Below are 16,529 nucleotides of genomic sequence, written 5' to 3' on the forward strand. Positions count from 1 at the left end.
GCTGTCGCCCCGCGACGCGCCGTCACTTCGAGTAGACCGCTCGGCTGGAGGTTCCACGGCCCCTCTGGTCACGTCTCCCTATTTGAACTCTCGGCGGATCGACGCGCCACCGCGCCCGACTCGCTCAGTCGGACCGATCGGGTTGGCGGTCGACGACTTCGATCTCGAAAACGAGCGTCCGCCCGGCGAGTTCGTGGTTGAAGTCCACCTCCACCGCGTCCTCGCGGACGGCGACGACGTCGCCGTGGAGGCCGTTCTGGGCGTGGACGTGGAGACCGACCTCGGGCTCCTCGCCGACCATTCCCTCGAACGTCTCGCGATCGTACTCGCGGACCCGATCCGATCGGACCTCGCCGTAGGCGGATTCCGGTGGCACGCGGACAGTGCGCTCCTCACCGACGGCCAGTCCTCGCACCGCCTCGTCGAGGCCGTCGATCACGTCACCGTCGCCCACCGTGAAGGCCAGCGGGCCGTAGTCGTCCGCGTCGCGATCCTGCGCCTCGTCGAGGCCGTGCTCGGTGGCGACGGCGTACTTCGAGGTTCCGAAGACCGTACCGTCTTCGAACCGGCCGACGTACTCGACGGCGACGCGGTCGCCCCGTTCGATGGTCATACGCGAGGTTGGCAGCGGAGCCGAAATAGCCTGTCGTCTGCGTTCGCTGCGGCAGCCGTCGCTCGACCCCGCGACCGGAGCCGAACGCTTATTGATCGTCCGCGAGTGTTCGCCAGTATGACCGCGGACACCGACCACGACGACGCTTCCGAGGAGTCCGGCACCCTCTCGCGGCTCGGCCGGGTGCTGTTCGGCCTCGGCCTCGCCCTCCAGGCCTCCGAGGACTTTCGCGATATGGAGGACACGATCGAGTACGCCGAATCCGCGGGGGTCCCTCTCCCCGACCTCGCCGCGCCGTTCGCCTCCGGGATGATGTTCGTCGGCGGCCTCGGGATCGCGCTCTGGCGCGCGCCCCGGATCGCGACCGGCGCGGTCGTCACGTTCCTGGCCGTCGTGACGCCGACGATGCACGACTTCTGGAACGCCGAGGAGGGTTCGGGGAGCGGCGAACGGCTGGCGTTCTTCGGGAACCTGGCGATGTTCGGCGCGGCGCTCGCGTTCCTGCGCGAGGCGTACAAGTAGCCGCACACCGTGACAGACACTAGCACGCGCTCCGACACGCGGAATCTGAACCGACGGACGCTTCTCGCGACGCTCGCCAGTGCCGGCGTCGGCTCGCTCGCCGGCTGTTCGTTCGCCGAGCGTGAGTCCGACGAGGCGACGACCGAGACCGATCCCGAACTCGCCGAATCGCTGGCGCGGCGGTTCGCCCCGACGCTGTACTTCGACGCCGCGGAACCGTGGCTCCCGACGGACCCCAGACCGTACGAGAGCGAGCGGGACGGCGACCCGGTCGTCGACGGCTTCGACGCCCTCGACGGCTACCACGCGCGCGACGCCGACTCGGGGGGACCACCGGACCCGACGGTCTTCTACAACGCCGTCGAGTACGACGACTCCCCGCTCGCAGTGGTTCAGTTCTGGCTGTACTCGGCGTTCGATCAGTTCACCACGAACTTCCACTGGCACGACTGGGAGGTGTTGCACGTCTTCGTCGACACCGAGACCGACCGACCGCAACTGTACGTCTCCAGTTCCCACTCCCGGCGGGTGCCGAACAACGAGTTCCTGGACCCCGACCCCGAGATGATCCCGCGGATCCTCGCGGAACTCGGCTCGCACTCCAGCGCGCTCTCGGTCAACGACGAGCCCGATCGGTTCCAGCGCCTCCCGGGCGCGGACCTCCTCGCCGACATCACCAACTCCGCCATCGAGAGCGTCGAGGCGCTCTCGGAGGTCCCGCTGGCCTACGGGCTCCCGCGGGACGAGGGCGCGCGACTGCCCTACGTCGTTCCCGAGTACGAGGGCGTGCCCGTGTACGACCACGAGCGACTGCCGAACGTCGAACGGACGTCGCTCGTCGACGAGGACCTGACGGTGCGGTCGTTCGAGTCGCTCTCGTCGCCGCCGACCGACCTCCCGGGGCGTTCGACGGGCGTGGTGTTCCGTCACGGGGGGCGCGGGGACGCGGGGGCCGACGGTTCGTCTTCGGACGCTACGGAAGCGGTCGGCGGGGAATCGACCGACGCGGAATCGACCGACGGGGGAGCGGTCGACGGAACGACCGAGTACGCCTACGAACTCGTTCCCACCGCGGAACTCGAACACATCACGGCGTTCACCGGACCGCAACTGAGCTTCGAGTTCTCCGTCCCCGAGTTCGCCGAGGACGCCATCGCGGGCCACATCACGACGACCGGCGTCCCGTGGGAGCAACCCCGCTACGAGAACCCCGCGGCCGACATCACCGATCCCAACCACCGGGCCGCCCTGGCCGAGCGGTACGACGCCATCGGCGATGCGGCCCCGATCAACACCGTCGTGGCCGCGGTCACGGAGGCCGTATCGAGCGACGACGCACCCGACGGGGAGGGGCTGACGACGCAGACGCCGAACGTCGAGGCCGTCGCCCTCTTAGAGAGCGACCCGGCCGCCGTGCCGACGTTCGGCGGCGTCGCGGCGCTCCGCGACGTTCCCGAAGGAGAACATCGGCTCACCGTCAACGCGGCCGGGCAAGCGCCCCACAGCGAGCGCCTGTCCGTCGGCGGTGAGAGCGACGCGACCTCGACCGTGACGGAACAGACCGCGTCCGACACGGCGGCGACGACCGAGGCAGAGACGGCGGGGACGACAGGGGCAGAGACACCCGAAACCACGACCGGGCGGGCCGAGTCTGCAGCGACCGGGTCGGGATCGGCCGCGCCCGACGACGGGTCGGGTCCGGATCGCACCGCAGAGCGCGTGACGGCGGCCGGGTCCGCCGGCGAAATCCCCCTCGTCGCACGTGAGAACGCCCAAAGACTGGAGATCGATGCCGGCGGAACCGACGCCGACCTCACGGACGTCGCGATCGACGACGACTTCGCCGGTCGGTTGTACGACTCGCCGCTCGACGGTTCCGACGCGGTGTACGTCCACCGCGGCGGCGCGTACACGACCGAAGTCAGAGACGCCGACGGTGCCGTCGGCGCGTTCCGAGTTAACCCGGACCCGGCTTCCGGGACCGACGGGGACGACCCGTCCGAGACGGGACCGCCGATCCGGATCGATCGCCCGGAAACCGGAAAGGCGTCGCTGTCGTCGTTTCTCGCGTCGATCACTGGAGAGACGAGCGAGGAACTCGGAGGGCTCCTCGATGACGACAGCGACGGTGATACGCTCACCGGGCGTGAGAACGCCCTCCGCGGTCTCGTTCGCGCCCTCGACGCCGTCGCCAGCGCGTCAGAGCGAGCGGCCGAGAACGCCCGCGCCGGCGATCGAGCGAACGCGGATCGACGGATACAGACCGCATCAACCGGGCTCGAACGCATCGCCGAACTGATCGCCGAGGCCAGCGACGACCTTCCGGACCCGCTCGAACGGGCCGTCGAAAACCGAGTCGAGGAGGCGACCCGACGGGCCGAACAGGCACGGAAGGCCGACAAGCTCTGAGCCGTTCGGACTTCGGTTGCGGGGAGCGGACATAAACAGGTATTTTCGGACTGAAGTGGTTCCGATACTCGAATGAGAGTCGCCGACACCGTCCGGAAGGAAGCGGCGCAACTGTGGGGTGACGGGAAGGGTCCGCTCCTCGTCTCCATCGCGGGCGGCTGGGGCGTGCTGCTCGGGACTCGGATGATCTATCCCGTCCTCCTCCCGTACCTCCGCTCGTCGTTCGACCTCTCGCTCACCGTCGGTGGCCTCCTGGTGACGATCCTCTGGCTGGGGTCGGCACTCGGCCAGCTCCCCGGTGGGATCCTCGCGGACCGCTACAGCGAGCGCGGCGTGATGGTCGCGGGCGCACTCGTCGTCGCGGGCGCGATCGTTCTCGTCGTCACCGCGCCGACGCCGCTCGTCCTGTTCGCCGCGACGGGGCTCGTCGGCCTCGGCCAGTCGCTGTATCCCATCGCGCGGATCACGATCCTCTCGAAGATCTACCCCGATCGCATCGGTAGCGCCCTCGGCGTGACGATGGCCACGGGGGATCTCGGACAGACGGTGCTCCCCCCGATCGGCGGCGCGATAGCCGCGGCGGCCGCCTGGCAGTTCGGCCTCGGGTTCATCTCGCCGCTGCTCGTCGTCGTCGCCGTCGTCCTCTGGGTGGTTCTGCCCGCGCATTCCTCGACGGCGAGCCCGGTCGACTCGCTCTCTGCGAAGAGCGCCTCGTCCGTCGTCGGGAAGCTCCGCCGGGCCAACCTCGGCTTCGTCGCGTTCATCCTCTTTCTCTACATCCTGATCTGGCAGTCGTTCACCGGACTCTACCCGACCTACCTCGTCGAACGGAAGGGGCTGTCCTCCTCGCTCGCCGGCGTCCTCTTCAGCGTCTTTTTCGCGTTCGGTGTCCTCGTCAAACCCCTGGCGGGCGCCGCCTACGATCGGATCGGACTGCGCCGCGCGCTCGTCATCGTCCTCGTCGGTCCCGTCGCGGGCTTCGCGATCCTCCCGTTCCTCGACGGTTTCTGGCCGCTGGTCGCGGTGACCGTACTGGTGAGCACGATGCTCGGTTCGGGAGCGATCACCCAGTCGTTCCTCTCCGACGCGATCCCCGGGGAGATCCGGGGGACCGGACTCGGCGTGGTCCGGACGACTTCGGCGACGTTCGGCGCGTTGGGACCGGTGCTGTTCGGCGCGCTCGCCGATCGCGGCTACTTCGACGAAGGCTATCTGTTGCTGGCGGGGATACTGATCGTCGTCATCTTCCTCACCCTTCGACTCCCCGAGCGGTCCGGAGCCTGATCGAGACCTCGCTCCCGCTCCCGTCCTCGTCGAGGCCGGTGATCTCGAACCGCGCGCCGCCGTCGCTCCCCTCCGTGACGGCGACGTCCCAGCCGTGTGCGCCCACCACCTGTTCGACGATCGACTGCGTCCCGTCGGATGTCTCGGTGAGGAACCCCGCCTCGACGCCGAGGTACGTCCGCCCCAGGGTCAGGAGTTCGGTGAGTCTCTCCTCGAAGGGCCGCCCGTGGTCCGCCGTGACGCGGTGCATCCGACGGAGCGCTTCTCTCTCAGGCAGGGCCCTCTCGTCGTCCGATCGATCGTCGTCTGAGAGGGACATACGAACAGGTCTCGAGGGGGAGTAGTTTAGGTTTTGCCGCCCGGATTCGAACCACGGTCGTTCCGCTCCGCTTCACTCCCTGATTCGAATCGCGGAGACGTCCACACAACACAGACACGTGTCGCTCGCACACGCTCCGCGGTGCTTGCTGAGTAGTCTGTGTAGAAGTGGGACCGCCGAGGATTCGCTCCGCTCGTCCTCGTGTTCCCACTTCGACTCCGTCGAAGATGGGACCGCCCGGATTCGAACCACGGTCGTTCCGCTCCGCTTCACTCCCTGATTCGAATCCGGACGGTTGCCACTCTTGGCTCGTCACTCCGTTCCTCACACAAGAGTGGGACCGCCCGGATTCGAACCGGGGTCACGGGCACCCAAGGCCCGAAGTATACCAGGCTAACCCACGGTCCCGTGAGTACACCTGGAACGGTCACCGAGTAAAGGATTTCGTTCGGTTCGCGTCGGGATCGAGACTTAGATACCCCAGATGGCGGCGATTCCGACCGTCGTCACCGCGGCGAACACCAACTGCAGGGGCCCGCCCACGCGGATGTAGTCGCTGAACCGGTAGCCGCCCGGACCGTAGACGAACAGGTTCGTCTGGTAGCCGACGGGCGTCATGAACGCCGTCGACGCCGCGAACGTCACCGCCAGGACGAACGAGAAGGCGTTCGCCCCGAGCGTCTGTGCGGCCTCGACCGCGACGGGGACCATCAGCACGACGCTCGCGTTGTTCGAGATCACGTTCGTCAGGAGCGCCGTGAGGAGGTAGAAAGTCGCCAGCACGCCGACGAGCGGGAGCACCTCGCCGGTCGCGACGACGAACCCCGCCAGTAGCGCGGCCCCGCCGGTGGCCTCCAGGGCGATCCCGAGCGGGATGACGCCGGCCAAGAGAAAGACGACGTCCCACTGCACCGACTCGTAGATCTCCCCCGGGCGGAGACATCCCGTCGCGACCATCGCGAGCGCCCCGGCGAGCGCGGAGACGACGATCGGGAGGACGTCGAGGGCGGCGAGTGTCACGACGGCGACGACGATTCCGACGGCGACCGGGATCTTCGAGCCGCGGTAGTCGTGCCGCTCGATCTCCTGGGCGACGATGAAGTCGCGGTTGGCGTCGAGTCGTTCGACGCTGTCTGCGGTCGCCTGCACGAGCAGCGTGTCGCCGACGCGCAGTGTGACGTTGTCCATCCGCCGGCGGAAGAGTTCTCTCCCGCGACGCAGCGCGAGTACTGTCGCGTTGTACCGCTGGCGAAAGCCCGCGGAGGCGAGCGACTCGCCGACGAGCGACGACCCGGGGGCGACGACGATCTCGACGAGGTTGTGCCGGGATTCACTCGCCTCCAGTTCCGCCTCGTCGACCGCCGTCGGGACGAGGTCGAGACCCTCGACGTCGAGCAGTTCGATCAGGGTGTCGCGGTCGGTCCGGATCGCGAACACGTCGCCGGCGTGGATCTCCTTCGGCCCCAGCGGTTCGAGGAACACCTCGCCGCCGCGGACCAGTTGGATCAGATCGACGTCGAAGTCGGTCTCGACGAGCGCGCGTCGGACCTGCTGGCCCACCAGCGGCGAGTCCTCGCGGACGACGACCTCCGTCAGGTAGTCGGCCATCTCGAACTCCTCGGTCAGATCCTGCCGCGGCTTGATCCGCGCTGGCGTCAGCCACCGTCCCACGGTCAGCAGGTAGACCGTCCCGACGACCGAGACGACGATTCCGAGCTGGGTGAACTCGAACATCGTGAAGGTGCGACCGATGAGTCTCCCCGACAGCTCGGAGGCGAGGATGTTCGTCGACGTCCCGATGAGTGTGAGCATCCCACCGAACATCGAGGCGTAGGAGAGCGCGAGCAGGAGCTTCGAGGGCGACGTCCCGCCGCGATCGGCGAGGTCGGTCACCATCGGGAGGAGGATCGCCACCGCGGCGGTGTTGTTGATGAACCCCGAAATCGGCGCGACGACGCCGATCGTCGCGCCCAGCTGTCGGTTCTGGCTCTCGCCGGTGAAGCCCGCGATCCACGCGCCGAGCCGCTGGATCACGCCCGTCCGCTGGACGCCGTCGCTGAGGATGAACATCGCGAGGACGGTCAGCGTCGCCCCGCTGGAGAACCCCGAGAGGGCGTCGCCGGGGTAGTCCGCAAACAGGACGATCGGATCGGCGAGGAGGCCGGCCGCGGCGAGCATCGACGACGCCGGCTGGATCAGCATCAGGGCCACCATCACCCCGATCGCGGTGATATCGACGGGCACGGGCTCGGTCACGAAGAGCACGAGCGCGCAGAGGACGACGAGGAAGACGACGGCGATCCCCGGCGATATCGGTGTCACACGCGATCAGTCGGCGCGACGAGTCAAAATACCGTGGGGTTTCTCAGGTCTCGGGAGAAAGCACCCTCAGAACTCGTCTTGGAGTTCCATCTCCGCGACCAGGTCGTACGGATCCGTGCCCGACCGGATGCAGTCGAGGATGCGGAAGGCGTCCTTCGGCGAGAGGAAGTGCCGACAGACCGCCCGCCCCAACGGTGTCGGCTCGAAGCCGTCGATGAACTCCCACTGGAGGAGCTTCCCGATCGCGTGCTTCGTCGGGACGTCGCCGACCATCCGGTCGTTCAGCCGCTTCGCCCGCTTGCCGGCGACGACGACGTTCGCGAGCGTCTCCTCGGCGGCGGCCGTCTCGTCGTAGTGGGTCAGCACGTCCTCCATCTCGCCCTTCAGGAGTTTGAACGCCACCTCGTCCTCGGTCATCTCCATCGAGTTGTGGTAGACGCAGTCGGGTTCGACGAGCAGGTAGACCTTCCCCTGGTCGTGGTAGTCGGGCCGGCCGGCGCGGCCGAGCATCTGTTCGAACTCCTGGACGGAGAGCCACTCGATGCCCATCGCCAGCGAGTCGAAGATCACCTGCGAGGCCGGGAAGTCGACGCCGGCGGCGAGCGCGGCGGTCGTGACCACCGCCGCGAGGTCCTGGTCGCCGAACTGCCGCTCGACGCGCTTCCGCTGCCCGTAGTCGAGACCGGCGTGGTACGGTGCGGCGTCGTACTCCAACTTCCTGGAGATCTCGTGACACCGCCGCCGGGAGTTGGTGAACACGATGGTCTGTCCCCGATACCCCTTCGAGGACTTCGAGTCGAACTCGCGTCTGACCAGCTTGTTGATGATGTCGGGCTTCTCTCGGCCGTCGGCGAACGTCACGTGCCGCTCGATCGGCACCGGGCGCTCCTCGAACTCGATGAGCGTCGCCCGGAGGCGCGCCGCCAGCGATTCGGGGTTGCCGACGGTCGCCGAGAGGTAGACGTACTGCGCGCCGTCGTAGCTCTCGCGACGCCGCTGTCTCCGCTCGTTGTAGTACTTCAACCGGCTGATGAGGCCGTCGAGGCGGTGGCCGCGCTCCTCCTCTTTCAGCGTGTGGATCTCGTCGATGACGACGGTACCGACGTCGCCGAGGTCCTTTCCCGTTCGAAGCGCGTGGTCGATCCCCTCGTAGGTGCCGACGACGACGTCGGCGTTCGGGTCGAAGCGGTTGCCGTCGTCGTTGATTCGAGAGGCACCGACGCGGATCGTCACGTCGAGGACGTCGCCGTAGCGCTCCTCGAAGTCCTCGTGCTTCTGATTCGCCAGCGCGACCAGCGGGACCAAAAAGAGGAGTTTGCCGTCCCCCTTCAGCGCTCGATCGATCCCGGGGAGTTCGCCGACGAGCGTCTTCCCGGTCGCGGTCGCGCTCACGACCAGCTGGTCGCGCTCCTCGAAGAGCCCGTTGTCGACCGCGAGCGACTGGACCGGAAGCAGGGTGTCGAACCGGTCCTCGACGCGACGCTGGAGTTCGGGGTGGAGATCGAGCGTCGACGTCTCGACGAGATCCACCTCGTCGGTCGTCGCACTGACGGTGTCGAACTTCGTGAGATCGGGGTCGAGACCGCCCGAGAGGAGATTGGAAATCCGATCGAGGTCCTGCGTTTCGAGCAGGAGGTCTTCGAGTCGGTCCTGGGCCGCGCCGGTGAGTCGTCCCGACGCGGAGAAGTCGAGTTCGCGCTCCAGTTCGCGTTTCGCGCAGTCCGGGCAGATGAACTCCCGATCGGTCTTGATCGCCGTCTCCTCCGTGATCGGGGAGTACCGGCCGTCCGAGGCGCAGTAGCGACACGTCCGGACGACGAGCGCCTCCAGTTGGTAGCCGTCGAGCATCTCCTGCAGTTCTTTTCGGCGGTGTTTCGACGTCTGCTGGGAGATGCGGATCCGCGAGGCGCGGCGGGCGAGTTCGACGAACTGGCTCGGATCGCGCGGCTCCTCGGAGGAGCTGCGCTTGACGCGGAACTTCGCGGGACGGGGGCCGGCGTCCGTCTCCTTCAGTTCGAGTACCGCGCGGAAGACGCGCTCTCCGTCCCGCTCGACGACCACGAGGAAGTCGTCGCCGGACTCGTGGAGAAAGAGCGTGTCGACGCGGCCGACCTGTTGAGACACGCACGTCGGTACGTCGAGGAGGTATTTCAGCGGTTCGTCTCCGGTCGCGCTTCGATTCACCGCCCTCACGTCGCGATCCCGGGTGCGGCGATTCCAACACGGTACCGCCGCGGCTGGACTTAAGTTCCGTGCCCGATTACGGACCCCTATGCGAGGAATCCGTATCGGTAGCGCGTTCGGTATCCCGATCAAGCTCGATCTCACCTTCCTCATCGTTCTCCCCCTGTTCGCGTGGCTGATCGGTGCCGACGTCGGACAGCTCGCCGTCGTCGTCAACGACCTCTTCGGCTCGGCGATCGACGCCGGCCCGCTCACGACGGGCTCGATGCAGTGGATTCTGGGCGCAGCGGCGGCGATCGGGCTGTTCGTCTGCGTCCTGCTCCACGAGTTCGGCCACTCGCTGGTCGCGATGCGCTACGGTTACGAGATCGACTCGATCACGCTGTGGCTCTTCGGCGGGGTCGCGAGCTTCGCCGAGATGCCCGAAGACTGGAAGCAGGAGCTGGTGATCGCCATCGCCGGCCCCATCGTGAGCGTCGGGCTCGGCGTGCTCTCGTATCTCGCGTTTCTGGTGCTCCCCACGTCGCTCGACCCCGTGAAGTTCGTCCTCGGCTACCTCGCGCTGACGAACATCGTCCTCGCGGTGTTCAATATGCTGCCCGGCTTCCCGATGGACGGCGGTCGCGTCCTCCGCGCTCTTCTCGCGCGTACTCGTCCGCACGCGCGAGCGACCCAGATCGCCGCGGAGGTCGGGAAGGTCTTCGCCTTCCTCCTGGCCATCTTCGGGCTGTTCACCAACCTCTTCCTGATCGCGCTCGCCTTCTTCATCTACATCGGCGCCTCCTCGGAGGCCCAGCAGACGGTGATGAAGGCGGCGTTCCAGGACGTGACGGTCAGGGACGTGATGACGCCGCGGGAGGACTTAGACGTCGTGAGCGAGAACACCAGCGTCGCCGAGCTCCTCGAACGGATGTTCACGGAGCGACACACGGGCTATCCGGTGATGCAGAACGGCCGGCTCGTCGGGATGGTGACGCTCGACGACGCCCGGTCGGTCAAGGAGGTCGAACGCGACGCCTACCGCGTCGGGGACGTGATGTCGAACGAACTCACGACGATTTCGCCCGACGCGGACGCGATGACGGCCATCGAGGAGATGCAGCGGAACGACGTCGGCCGGCTTCCGGTCGTCGACGAGCGGGGCGAAATCGTCGGGCTCATCTCCCGCTCGGACCTGGTCAGGGCGTTCAACATCATCCAGTCCCGGGGTGCGCTCTCCTCGATCACGCCGACCGACCGGTCCAGCCTCCCGAACGCTCGCTGATTCGCCCGCGTTACTGTTTCCGTCGGGATCGATTCAGCCGTCCGACTCCGCGGCTCTCTCTCCGGGACGTTCGGCACCGGCCTCGGCGAGCGAGACGTCCGCTGTCTCGCGGAGCCACGCGACGGCCTCCTCGAGGGCGGCCTCTTCGTCGCCGGTGAGTTTGATCCGGGTCTCGTCGGCGGCGCGGTTCGGATAGCTCCCGACGCGGACGCCGAACTCCTCGGCGACCTCGCCGAGCTGCGCGGCGAGCGCGCCCTCGGGCTCGGGCGAGTACAGCGTCCGCGTCGCGACCGTCCCGCCGAACTCGCCGGCGACGTTCCCGAAGACCGCCTCCATCTCCTCGGGAATGCCCGGGAGGACGTACACGTTCTCGACGACACAGCCCGGTGCGAGCCCCTCGGGGTTCGGGATCGGCGTCGCCCCTTCGGGCATCGACGCGTACCACTCCGCCCGCAACTCGAAGTCGAGGTCGGGGTTCTCCGCGAAGATTCGATCCAGCGTCTCCTGCACGTCGGCCTCGGCGACGGGGTCGACGATCAGCTCGCGGTCCAGTCCGGCCGCGACGGCGGGCATCGTGACGTCGTCGGGCGTGCCGCCGAGGCCGCCGGTGACGACGACGGCGTCGAAGCGCTCGCCCCACTCGCGGACGGTCTCGGCGACGACGCGCTCGTCGTCGGGGATCACGATGATCCGGGCGACGTCGACGCCGCGAGCGGTGAGTCGCTCGGAGAGCCACGTCGCGTTCGTGTTCTCGATGTCGCCCGCGAGGAGTTCGTTACCCACGGTGACGATCGCCGCGTTCATACAGGCCTCTCGCACGCCGGCGATTTAAGCTCCTTCCCCCCGGCCCAGGCGATCGCTTCCCGCCCGCTCGCTCCGAACCGACGCCGAGAAGCGGAAAGTCCATATTCTGCGGCCCGTATCTCCGGGTATGGGACTGTTCGATAGCACTCGCGTGCTCGCCGGGATCGCGCTCATGATCGTCGGGTCGCTGCTGCTCCTGCCGGCCATCCTTCCGACGGCCTCACAGATTTTCACCTACGCGCTCGTCCTGGGCGCGGGTCTGCTCACCTACGGGACGTGGCTCGTCGGGACGTCCGAAGGCTATCCGGCGGTCTGAAGCGGGGATTCGTTTTCTGCGCGGCTGCGGAGTCGGAAGCGCATCTGGTCACTAACGCAATTGCGAAAAGAAAATCGAGATCGAGACGTCAGGCCACCCGGTTATTCGTTCGGTGCGGTGGACTGACTCAGCGTCGCGGAGCTCTCGCCATTCTGGGAGGTCCAGACGACGCGGATCGTTTGCCCGTTCCAGTCAGTGTTATCGAACGTGGCACTGGTGCCAGCGGACACGGTTTCACCGTTATCATCTATCTCACTTGTGTTGGTCCAGACTTCCGGTCCGTTGCTATGTCCGGTCGTGTTCAATTGTGCGGCTTCGACGGAGTCGCCCGATTCGTGGGTGATTGTTATATTATCATTATCTGTGTCGTGATCGAAGCCGAAACTGGCTTGCGGCGCGCTCTGATTGATCCCCTGCCCGAGGTTCAGTACGAACGTGCCGATGACGGCCGCGAGGATGACCGTAATCGCGACCATCAGGATGACACCGATGACCGGCGAGACGGCGTCGTCGTCAGTGAAGAACTCTGTGAGTCTCATAGTTTATGATCCCCCTGGTGCGGTGGATTGGCTCAGCGTTGCGGAGGATTCACCGTTCTGAGAGGACCAGACGACGCGGATGGTCTCCCCATTGAAATCTCCCCCGGCTGGGTTCTTATTGATCGAAGTTCCAGCATTCACTGTTCCCTGAGCGGTCCAATTCTGGGAACTGGTCTCCCAGCCGCCTCCACCTCTGGTAGTGTTCAATTGATTGCCCTCAATCGAATCACCAGACTGATGCGTGATCGTGACGTCCGTTGTCCCGTTGTAATCGAAGCCGAAACTGGCCTGCGGTGCGCTCTGATTGATCCCCTGGCCGAGATTCAGCACGAACGTGCCGATGACGGCCGCGAGGATGACCGTGATCGCGACCATCAGGATGACACCGATGACCGGTGACACGGCTGAATCGTCCGTGAACAGTTGCTTGAGTTTCATATTTGAACCTTGGATGCCATCCCACGACAGGGCGGTTCGTCTCCCCTCCCCCCCAGTTCGCGTATCGCCCGGATTCGCGAGTTCGTCGTGAGACGCCTACTTGGGGCTTACCAATACCCTCTAATAAACCTACTGTCCTAATTATCAATTTTAATAACAGTAGAGGCGCTCACGCCCCGGATTAGGTTTCTGCGTTGAAATCAATACGAGTCCGTGGGGTCGATTCTACAGCCGCTCACTCGTCGTTACTGCGTGCCGGTCGGCCGAGTCGCGCTTCGACGGCCTCCACCTTCTCGCCCGCGTGCGCGCTGCTCGTTCGTTTGTCGTCGATCTTCAGCACCGTGCTCACTCGGTCGGCGTCGACGGCACGGTGGGCCGCTTCGGCGGCCGCGAAGAGCGTCCCGACGTCGTCGGCCTTGATCACGGTCCCCATCGGGTTCGTCTCGTAGGACACGTCGAACCCCTCCAACGCGTCGACGGCTTTGGCGACCTCTTCGGCCATACTCCCCTCGATCACGGGCGCGACGCTCAGTAGTGCGACGACGGTCATACGCATCGATTCGACGCCGGGGCGCAAAACGCTTGCTCGACGCGGAGCGGTCCGCCACGAGATGTGGCGGGCCGTTGGAGGGCCGGCGTCAGTACGCCGGCCGCTGCGCCCGGATGATCTCTGCGAGCTTCTGTTGCTCGTCGGCGAGCAGTTCGGTCAGATCGTCGGCGGTGATGATCCCGACCAGCGAATCGCCGTCTCGGACGGGCAGGCGTCGGATCCCGCGTTCGCTCATCAGCTCGGCCGCCTCGTAGAACCCGGCACCGCGGTCGATGAAACACAGGTCTCCGCTCATCACGTCCGCGGCCGTCTGCGTCGCGGGATCGACGTCGGCCCCGAGGATGCGCACCGCGAGGTCCCGGTCGGTGACGATCCCGACCGGCGTCTCGCCGTCGGTGATCACGATGCTTCCCACGTCCTCGTCTCGCATCGCGGTCGCGAGCGCGGCGACCGACGTGTCGCGGTCGGCCGTTACGACGTCGCTGCGGGCTAAGTCTTCGATTGGCATTGGCTCTCACCGCGTGCACCAACACGCTCGGACAGCAAGTCTCCCGATCGTTCTTCTAACTTGTTGGGAATTAGAAAAGAAATTATATGACGACGTCGTTAGAGAGGTTCACCGACCTCGTCGCCGGCCTCCGGTGTCCGACCTTCGTCTGGCTCGGCCGTCTCGTTCTGCTGCCCACTTGTCGCCCTCTGAGACCGGTTCACCTCCTTCTCCGGATCGAGGAGCGGGGGGAGCGCCGTGTCCGCGAACGTCAACCCGACCACGAGGATTATCGGCGCGAAAAAGAGGCCGTAGAAGCCGAGAACCACCGGCCCGAGGGTGTACGCGAGCATCAACAGACCGACGTGCGTCCGCTTGCCGGACAGCAGCGGACGAAGCACCAGGTCGGGGATCGTGTCGACGACGACGACGGCGACGACGAAGAACGCCCCGACGTACGCCAGGTTCGCGGGGTCGCCGCCGAGGACGATCGGAACCGCGGTGATCAGAGTTACCGGGATGTAGACGATCTTCATCCCGACCACGGGAATCAGGCTCGCGATCCCCGTAAGTGCGCCTGCGAGGGCGGGATACGGAACTTCGGCGGCGGCGGGGACGAACGTGTTGTAGACGCTGAACGAGCCGATGGCGATCAGCGAGATGGCGAGGACGTTCAGGAGGTTACCGAACAGGACCGCCTCGAGTTCCTCGTCGACGGCGTCGAGGTACTCTCGGACGATCGCGTCCTCGCCGAAGTCGTGCAGCCACGCTCTGACCCGGTCGCCGTCGACCAGCAGATAGTACGTGACGATCACGACGATGAACATGTTCAGGAAGAACCCCGAGACCAGCGTAGTCAGGAACTCCGCGTGCTGGGTCGCGAAGTCGATAAAGGGTGCCAGATCGCCCGACTGATACGCGTCGTAGAGCCCCTGAACGGTGAACTCGGGAATCTCGTTGATTCCGCCGAACCACTCGAGGTTCTCGCTGGCGACGTCGACTAGGGCGTAGTCCTTGATGAACTGCCGCGCCTCGATGATGAGGAGGACCGTCGCGTAACTGACGAGTAGTATCAGCGGGACCGCGAGCGACGACATCACGATGACGGCCCGAACGTTCGCAGGCAGGTGGAATCGCTTGAGGGACTGGTGATACCGCCGAGTGGAGTAGTACAGGAACACCGAGACCGTCAGCGGGGCGATGAACTGGTAGGCGAGAAAGCCGATGACGATGGCGACGAGGATACCGAAGAGGGCGACGGCGAAGCGGTTTCCGTTCATACGCGTTGACGTTTTCACGGTTCGGTACTAAAATATAGCTCTGTGGGACGCGGCAGGTTCCCGGCACTGACCGGAGGCGGAAAGACATTTATTTCGGATTCGGACTAGCGGTTAGATGGAATGGTCCCCCTCGTTCGCCCCCTCCGACAGCTCGCCCTGTCGCCGACGCGGTTCTTCGAGGAACGGCCGCCGTCGGACACGCTGCCGGTCGCTGCCGGGCTGGTCGTGCTCTTCGCGGTCGGCCTCACCGTCGCCCTGCTTCTCGTCGGCTCGATGCTCGCTGGCGCGGTCGACGCCACGGTCACGATGGACAATCCCGAGCGTCCGCCCGATTTCGTCTGCGAACAGCACGCGGACGACCCCGATTCGTCGTTCGAAGAGCGGTGTGACGAACCCGAAACGATCGAACGCGACGCGGGAAAACTGATCCGAGAGGCCGTCACCGACTACCTCTGGATCGGAATCGCCGGCCCGTTCGTCCTTTGGGTCCTCGGGACCGTCGTCCTGTTCGCCGGCGGGCGGCTCGCGGCCGGCGATCCCTCCCTCGCCGGCACGGCCGCGCTCGCCGGCTGGGCGGCGCTCCCCGAATTCCTGCGAGTCATCGCTGGCCTCGCCGGACTCTGGTACGTCCTCCGGGACCTCACGATCACGAATCCCGAGCGCGGAGCCGACGTTCTGGAGACGGCGATGGCCTCCGTCGAGCCCGCCATTCTTGCGGCCTCCGTGCTCACGCTCGGCTGGCAGTGGTCGATTCTCTCCGCCGGGCTCAGTGAGGACGCAGACATCTCACGCGGGGCCGCCGCCGTCGCCGTCGGCGTTCCGCTCGTGATCTTCTTCGTGCTGGGAGCGTTGTGAGTGTCTCCGGTGGAGAACAAAGCACACTGATGTTTACTGACTGGACAACAATTCCAGCAATAGTACCGCGAGGCGAGCAAAGCGAGCCTCGCGGCTCTTTTTCCCTCCAGGTTTTTGCGCCGAGTGGTTCGCGAAGCGAACCCGAGGCGGAAAAAGGTGGAAGTGCGCTGGCTGGGATTTGAACCCAGGTTGTGACCATGGCAAGGTCACGTGATACCACTACACTACCAGCGCGTGTGTGGTCTGCGTCTGCATTTTCGAGAAGACGGGATTCGTAAATAAGACTTGCGAATCGGGGAGAAAAACCGCCGGATGGCGTGGGGCAATCTACCACGGGGCGACG

Annotated in this window: 16 protein-coding genes and 2 tRNA genes; 6 read left to right on the forward strand and 12 right to left on the reverse strand. The window is 66.1% G+C overall.

The genetic code is table 11. From position 1 onward, the window contains the following. Nucleotides 1-124 precede the first annotated feature (124 nt). Nucleotides 125-613, reverse strand: a complete 489-nt coding sequence (locus NO876_RS02585) for an FKBP-type peptidyl-prolyl cis-trans isomerase (RefSeq protein ID WP_256420096.1) — start codon at nt 611-613, stop codon at nt 125-127. Between the two features lie 117 nt (nt 614-730). Here NO876_RS02585 and NO876_RS02590 point away from each other — a divergent pair, with 117 nt between their 5' ends. The 3 genes from NO876_RS02590 to NO876_RS02600 all read left to right on the forward strand — a co-directional run bounded on the left by NO876_RS02590 (nt 731) and on the right by NO876_RS02600 (nt 4,828). Beyond that, nucleotides 731-1,135: a DoxX family protein gene (locus tag NO876_RS02590; RefSeq protein WP_256420097.1), complete on the forward strand. Its 405-nt coding sequence runs from the start codon at nt 731-733 to the stop codon at nt 1,133-1,135. A 9-nt stretch (nt 1,136-1,144) separates the two neighbouring features. Beyond that, the gene (locus tag NO876_RS02595; RefSeq protein ID WP_256420098.1) at nt 1,145-3,544 is read left to right on the forward strand and encodes a hypothetical protein; all 2,400 of its coding nucleotides are present in this window, start codon (nt 1,145-1,147) and stop codon (nt 3,542-3,544) included. 72 nt (nt 3,545-3,616) lie between these two features. Further along, nucleotides 3,617-4,828: an MFS transporter gene (locus NO876_RS02600; RefSeq protein WP_256420099.1), complete on the forward strand. Its 1,212-nt coding sequence runs from the start codon at nt 3,617-3,619 to the stop codon at nt 4,826-4,828. Here NO876_RS02600 and NO876_RS02605 read toward each other — a convergent pair. From NO876_RS02605 to NO876_RS02620, 4 genes are all read right to left on the reverse strand, one after another. Then, on the reverse strand, nt 4,794-5,147 hold the full coding sequence (locus tag NO876_RS02605; RefSeq protein WP_256420100.1) for a hypothetical protein: 354 nt from the start codon (nt 5,145-5,147) through the stop codon (nt 4,794-4,796). The two genes, NO876_RS02600 and NO876_RS02605, sit on opposite strands and share 35 nt — an antisense overlap. A gap of 335 nt (nt 5,148-5,482) precedes the next feature. Continuing rightward, nucleotides 5,483-5,555 (reverse strand) — tRNA-Pro (locus tag NO876_RS02610). Between the two features lie 63 nt (nt 5,556-5,618). Beyond that, nucleotides 5,619-7,469 carry an SLC13 family permease gene (locus NO876_RS02615; RefSeq protein WP_256420101.1) on the reverse strand — a complete coding sequence of 617 codons (1,851 nt, stop codon included), beginning with the start codon at nt 7,467-7,469 and terminating at the stop codon, nt 5,619-5,621. A gap of 66 nt (nt 7,470-7,535) precedes the next feature. Continuing rightward, complete coding sequence (locus tag NO876_RS02620; protein WP_256420248.1) at nt 7,536-9,593, reverse strand: DEAD/DEAH box helicase; 2,058 nt, start codon at nt 9,591-9,593, stop codon at nt 7,536-7,538. A gap of 148 nt (nt 9,594-9,741) precedes the next feature. Between NO876_RS02620 and NO876_RS02625 the strand changes: the two genes are divergently transcribed. Beyond that, a complete protein-coding gene (locus tag NO876_RS02625) occupies nt 9,742-10,917 on the forward strand; it encodes a CBS domain-containing protein (protein ID WP_256420102.1) in 1,176 nt (391 codons plus the stop codon). Between the two features lie 33 nt (nt 10,918-10,950). Here NO876_RS02625 and NO876_RS02630 read toward each other — a convergent pair whose 3' ends face one another. Further along, nucleotides 10,951-11,721: a competence/damage-inducible protein A gene (locus NO876_RS02630; protein ID WP_256420103.1), complete on the reverse strand. Its 771-nt coding sequence runs from the start codon at nt 11,719-11,721 to the stop codon at nt 10,951-10,953. 127 nt (nt 11,722-11,848) lie between these two features. Between NO876_RS02630 and NO876_RS02635 the strand changes: the two genes are divergently transcribed. Then, nucleotides 11,849-12,037, forward strand: coding sequence for a DUF8178 family membrane protein (locus NO876_RS02635; protein WP_256420104.1), 189 nt, complete (start codon nt 11,849-11,851; stop codon nt 12,035-12,037). A 101-nt stretch (nt 12,038-12,138) separates the two neighbouring features. On the opposite strand, the gene NO876_RS02640 is transcribed toward NO876_RS02635, so the two are convergent. The 5 genes from NO876_RS02640 to NO876_RS02660 all read right to left on the reverse strand — a co-directional run bounded on the left by NO876_RS02640 (nt 12,139) and on the right by NO876_RS02660 (nt 15,331). After that, the gene (locus NO876_RS02640) at nt 12,139-12,576 is read right to left on the reverse strand and encodes a type IV pilin domain-containing protein (protein ID WP_256420105.1); all 438 of its coding nucleotides are present in this window, start codon (nt 12,574-12,576) and stop codon (nt 12,139-12,141) included. Nucleotides 12,577-12,579: 3 nt separating this feature from the next. Beyond that, entirely contained in the window at nt 12,580-13,014 is a 435-nt protein-coding gene (locus tag NO876_RS02645; RefSeq protein WP_256420106.1) for a type IV pilin domain-containing protein, read from the reverse strand. A gap of 235 nt (nt 13,015-13,249) precedes the next feature. Further along, nucleotides 13,250-13,564 (reverse strand): thiamine-binding protein, encoded by a 315-nt coding sequence (locus NO876_RS02650; RefSeq protein WP_256420107.1) that lies wholly within the window; start codon nt 13,562-13,564, stop codon nt 13,250-13,252. A gap of 88 nt (nt 13,565-13,652) precedes the next feature. Continuing rightward, complete coding sequence (locus NO876_RS02655; protein ID WP_256420108.1) at nt 13,653-14,072, reverse strand: CBS domain-containing protein; 420 nt, start codon at nt 14,070-14,072, stop codon at nt 13,653-13,655. Between the two features lie 98 nt (nt 14,073-14,170). Continuing rightward, nucleotides 14,171-15,331 (reverse strand): AI-2E family transporter, encoded by a 1,161-nt coding sequence (locus NO876_RS02660; RefSeq protein WP_256420109.1) that lies wholly within the window; start codon nt 15,329-15,331, stop codon nt 14,171-14,173. A gap of 120 nt (nt 15,332-15,451) precedes the next feature. Between NO876_RS02660 and NO876_RS02665 the strand changes: the two genes are divergently transcribed. Then, the gene (locus NO876_RS02665; RefSeq protein WP_256420110.1) at nt 15,452-16,186 is read left to right on the forward strand and encodes a YIP1 family protein; all 735 of its coding nucleotides are present in this window, start codon (nt 15,452-15,454) and stop codon (nt 16,184-16,186) included. A gap of 163 nt (nt 16,187-16,349) precedes the next feature. Here NO876_RS02665 and NO876_RS02670 read toward each other — a convergent pair. Next, nucleotides 16,350-16,420, reverse strand: a tRNA-Gly gene (locus tag NO876_RS02670). Nucleotides 16,421-16,529: the final 109 nt, after the last annotated feature.

Origin of the sequence: Halobellus rarus, from assembly GCF_024494595.1 — an archaeon.
Lineage (GTDB): Archaea > Halobacteriota > Halobacteria > Halobacteriales > Haloferacaceae > Haloquadratum > Haloquadratum rarum.